Raw genomic sequence first — 4,278 nt, 5'->3', positions numbered from 1 at the left:
TGTCGAGGAAACCGACGACCCTGCGCACGCGCCCGTCCCCGGCCAGCTCCACCACGTCGAAGCCGACCACCACCGGCTCCCCGCCCTCCGGGCCCAGGTGCCAGGTGAAGCGGGCGACGTCGTGGTGGGCGTCGTACTGCTCGCCGGGCGTGAAGACCAGGCCGGGGAACATGCCCTGGGCGCCCTCGATGACGGCGGCGATGCCGTCGTGACCGGCCACGTCCGCGAGGGGATCGGTGTACGTCGCGTCCTCGGTCCACACCTCGGCCACGGCCTTCGCGCGGGCGGCGGGGTCGGTCTCGTTCCAGGCGGCCACGTAACGTTCGACGAGGTTCGTCATAAAATATCAGCCTTTCGATGATGGTCGATCTTCGGAGATGGTCCGGGCCGGGGCGGTCAGCGGAGCCTGCGGAGGCCGGCGATCTGCAGCGCCGCGAATCCGGCGACCACGAGGGCCTGGAGGACCGTCCACACCGCGCCGAGCGTGCTGAACGTCAGCAGCCCGGCCACGACGGCGAGGACGCCGGCCACGGCCCAGGCGAGGTTCAACCCGATCACCGCCCGGGTGCCCGCCTCGCTGACCTCGCCGCGGGCCGCCAGGAGTCCGACGGCGACCGCGTACCCGATCAGGAAGACCCCGATCCCGCGCAGCAGGCCCGCGCCCGGTCCGAGCAGGTCGCTCAGAGGGCCGGCGGCGGCCAGGTAGGCCAGGCCGTTGACCCCTGTGACGCCGGCGTCCAGGGCGAGGACGAGCCGCAGGAAGCCGGCCCGGCCGGTGGTCGTGGTGGTGGTGCTCATCGACGCCTCCTCGTGCGTTCTTTCCGACACCCGCAACGGTGTCAGCGGGCACATAGGCCACGCGATTACGCAGGAGGTAAGAGGATCTAGCGCAGACGCGCTGAGCTGTTGATATGTCATGAAAACGGCCCGCCCTCGGGAGGCGGGCCGCTGGACGCGCCTTCAGCCGCCGAGGACCTCCCTGCGCAGGCGGGTCTTGAGGATCTTGCCACCGGGGTTGCGCGGCAGCTCGTCCTCACGGAACCAGAACAGCACCGGCACCTTGAACGCGGCGATCCGCCCGCCGAGGAACGCCCGCAGCTCCTCCCCGGTGGCCGAGGCGCCCGGCGCGAGGCGGACCACCGCGCCCACCTCCTCGCCCAGCTCGTCGTGCGGGACGCCGATCACCGCCACGTCGTCCACCGCCGGGTGCTCGAAGAGCGCGGCCTCCACCTCGGCGCAGTAGACGTTCTCGCCGCCCCTGATCACCATGTCCTTGGCCCGGTCGACGATGTAGACGAACCCGTCCTCGTCGATCTTGGCCAGGTCGCCGGTGTGCAGCCAGCCGTCGACGAACGTCTCGGCGGTGGCCTCCGGCTTGTTCCAGTAACCCAGGATGACGTTGGGGCCGCGTACGCAGAGCTCCCCGACCTCGCCGGGAGGCAACTCGGCGTTCGCCGGGTCGACCACGCGCACGTCGACCACGGGGGAGGGCCTGCCGATGCTGTCGGGGTGGGTCTGGTAGTCGGCGCCGCCGTTGCCGATGGCCAGCGCGGTGGTCTCGGTCATGCCGTAGCCGTTGGACGCGGCGCGGGCGGGGAGGTTCGCGGTGATGCGCTCCAGCAGCTTGGGCGGGGCGGGCGCGCCGCCGTAGCCGAGGGTGTTGAGCGACGACAGGTCGTGCTTGGCGAAGTCGGGGTGGGACATCAGCTGCCAGGCGTTGGTCGGCACGCCGATCATGGCGCTGACCTTCTCCCGCTCGATCAGCCGCAGCGCCTGGCCCGGGTCCCACTTGTACATGAGCACCAGGCCGCCGCCGCTGAACAGGGTCGTGGTCAGCGCCGAGAAGCAGCCGGTGACGTGGAACAGCGGCACGGTCAGCAGCGTCACCCGGCGCACGGCCGCGGCCTCGCCGGGGTCCTTGCCGGTCATCGCGGCCGCGCGGTAGAGCCCGTAGGCGACGGTCATCGGCGACTGGCCCAGGTTGCGGTGGCTGCCGAGCGCGCCCTTGGGCCGCCCGGTGGTGCCGGAGGTGTAGAAGATGGTGGCCGGGTCGTCGGGGGACAGCTCCACCTCGGGCAGCGTGACGTCGGCCCTGATCTCGCCGAGCACCTCCGCGAACGTCCGGGCGCCGGGGGGCGCCTCGCCCCTGGCGACGATCATCGGCACGCCCGTGCCGGCCAGCCTGAGGGCCCGCTCGTCATCGGCGATGATCACCTTCGCGCCGGAGTCGAGGACGCCGTAGGCCAGCTCCGGCTCGGTCCACCAGGCGTTCAGCGGCACGGCGATGGCGCCCGCCGCGAGCACGGCCGAGAAGGCGATCGACCATTCGGGGTAGTTGCGCATGGCGATGGCCACCCGGTCGCCCTTGCGCACGCCGTAGTCGGCGCTCAGCCGGTTGGCGAGGGTGGCGGCGCGCCGGTAGTGGTCCTCGAAGGTGACGTGCTCGTCCTCGTAGACGAGGAAGACCTTCTCGCCGTGCCAGCGGCTGTTCTCCAGCAGCTGGCGGAAGTGGGTGGGGGCGTGCTTCCACGTCCGGATGCCGGTATCGCCGATCTCTTCCATCTCGAAGAGCTGACCGGGTCCGGTGAGCTGGGCTTCGACCTGGGCATGCGAAAGGCTCATGGCACAGAACTCCCACGGGACGGCTGTCGGGTACATCACAGTACCGACCGGTAGGTACGTTGCGCTAGACAGCGTGTTCACCGGGGCGGGGCCCCCGCGGTGCGGGTTCCGTCATGGTCTCGATATACGGTGAGCAGGTTGCATATCCATCCTCTGCGGTGCATCATCTTTACTAGTAAGACCATGAGGTAGGATGCATGATTATGCAGGAGGTCGGCATGAGAGCAGCGGTCGCCGGAGCCAGCGGCTACGCGGGCGGCGAGTTGCTCCGCCTGCTGCTCGGCCATCCCGAGCTGGAGATCGGCGCGCTCACCGCGGCCTCCAGCGCCGGTAGCCGGCTCGGGGCCCACCAGCCGCAGCTTCCGAGGCTGGCCGATCGCGTCATCGAGGACACCACGCCGGAGACGCTCGCCGGGCACGACGTCGTCTTCCTCGCGCTCCCGCACGGCCACTCGGCGGCCATCGCCGCCCGCCTCGGCGAGGACACGCTGGTCGTCGACTGCGGCGCCGACCACCGGCTCGCCGACCCGGCCGCCTGGGCGGAGTTCTACGGCGGCGAGCACGCCGGCACCTGGCCCTACGGCCTGCCGGAGCTGCCCGGCCAGCGCGAGGTGCTCAAAGGCGCCCGCCGCATCGCGGTGCCGGGCTGCTACCCCACCTCGGTCCTGCTCGCGCTGACGCCCGCGTTCGCGGCGGGCCTGGCCGAGCCGGACGTCGTCGTGGTCGCCGCCAGCGGCACCAGCGGCGCCGGCAAGTCGCTCAAGGCCAGCCTGCTCGGCAGCGAGGTCATGGGCTCGGTCAGCGCCTACGGCGTCGGCGGCGCGCACCGCCACACCCCCGAGATGGAGCAGGGGCTGAGCGCGGCGGCCGGCGCGCCGGTGCGGGTCTCCTTCACTCCCACGCTCGCCCCGATGAGCCGCGGCATCCTGGCCACCTGCACCGCCCCGGCGGCGCCCGGACTCACCGGGGCCGCGCTGCGCGAGGCGTACGAGGAGGCGCTGCGGGCGGAGCCCTTCGTGACGCTGCTGCCGGAGGGCGTCTGGCCCGCCACCGCGATGACCTACGGCGCCAACACCGCCGCCCTGCAGGTGACGCTCGACGAGCGCGCCGGCCGGGTGCTGGCCGTCATCGCCATCGACAACCTGACCAAGGGCACGGCCGGGGGCGCGATCCAGAGCGCCAACCTGGCCCTCGGCCTGCCCGAAGAGCTCGGTCTCCCCACGAACGGAGTTGCTCCATGAGCGTGACCGCACCCCTGGGCTTCCGGGCCGCGGGCGTGGCCGCCGGCATCAAGTCCGGCGGCGCCCGCGACCTGGCCCTCGTCGTCAACGACGGGCCGAACCGCGCCGCCGCCGGCGTCTTCACCGCCAACCGGGTGAAGGCGGCGCCGGTGCTCTGGTCGCAGCAGGTCCTGCGCGGCGGGCGGCTACGGGCGGTCGTGCTCAACTCGGGCGGCGCCAACGCCTGCACCGGCCACGAAGGGTTCCAGGACACGCACGCGACCGCGGAGAAGGTGGCGGAGCTGCTGGCCGACTCGGCGGGCGAGATCGCGGTCTGCTCGACCGGGCTGATCGGCGAGCGGCTGCCGATGGACGCGGTGCTGTCCGGCGTCGAGCTGGCCGCCGCCAAGCTGTCCCGCGACGGCGGCCTCAACGC

Annotated in this window: 5 protein-coding genes; 2 read left to right on the top strand and 3 right to left on the bottom strand. The window is 72.3% G+C overall.

What is annotated here, in order from left to right:
- From OUY22_RS35880 to OUY22_RS35870, 3 genes are all read right to left on the bottom strand, one after another.
- On the bottom strand, nucleotides 1-340 hold a 340-nt coding region (locus tag OUY22_RS35880; RefSeq protein WP_270159773.1), incomplete at its 3' end, for a nuclear transport factor 2 family protein.
- A 56-nt stretch (nucleotides 341-396) separates the two neighbouring features.
- Complete coding sequence (locus OUY22_RS35875; RefSeq protein WP_270159772.1) at nucleotides 397-798, bottom strand: hypothetical protein; 402 nt, start codon at nucleotides 796-798, stop codon at nucleotides 397-399.
- Between the two features lie 162 nt (nucleotides 799-960).
- Nucleotides 961-2,622, bottom strand: a complete 1,662-nt coding sequence (locus OUY22_RS35870; RefSeq protein WP_270159771.1) for a class I adenylate-forming enzyme family protein — start codon at nucleotides 2,620-2,622, stop codon at nucleotides 961-963.
- 203 nt (nucleotides 2,623-2,825) lie between these two features.
- On the opposite strand from OUY22_RS35870, the gene argC reads away from it, so the two are divergent.
- Both argC and OUY22_RS35860 read left to right on the top strand, forming a co-directional pair.
- Entirely contained in the window at nucleotides 2,826-3,863 is a 1,038-nt protein-coding gene (argC, locus tag OUY22_RS35865; protein WP_270159774.1) for an N-acetyl-gamma-glutamyl-phosphate reductase, read from the top strand.
- A partial coding sequence (locus tag OUY22_RS35860) for a bifunctional ornithine acetyltransferase/N-acetylglutamate synthase (RefSeq protein ID WP_270159770.1) occupies nucleotides 3,860-4,278 on the top strand: 419 nt, incomplete at its 3' end. The genes argC and OUY22_RS35860, both read left to right, overlap by 4 nt.

Origin of the sequence: Nonomuraea corallina, from assembly GCF_027620315.1 — a bacterium.
Classification (GTDB): domain Bacteria; phylum Actinomycetota; class Actinomycetes; order Streptosporangiales; family Streptosporangiaceae; genus Nonomuraea; species Nonomuraea corallina.
This window is presented reverse-complemented; position numbering and strand designations above follow the sequence as displayed.

Excerpts from the sequence above, each read along its gene's own strand:
- OUY22_RS35875 (WP_270159772.1), bottom strand. The coding sequence starts at position 798 with ATGAGCACCACCACCACGACCACCGGCCGGGCCGGCTTCCTGCGGCTC.
- OUY22_RS35870 (WP_270159771.1), bottom strand. The coding sequence starts at position 2,622 with ATGAGCCTTTCGCATGCCCAGGTCGAAGCCCAGCTCACCGGACCCGGT.
- argC (WP_270159774.1), top strand. The coding sequence starts at position 2,826 with ATGCAGGAGGTCGGCATGAGAGCAGCGGTCGCCGGAGCCAGCGGCTAC.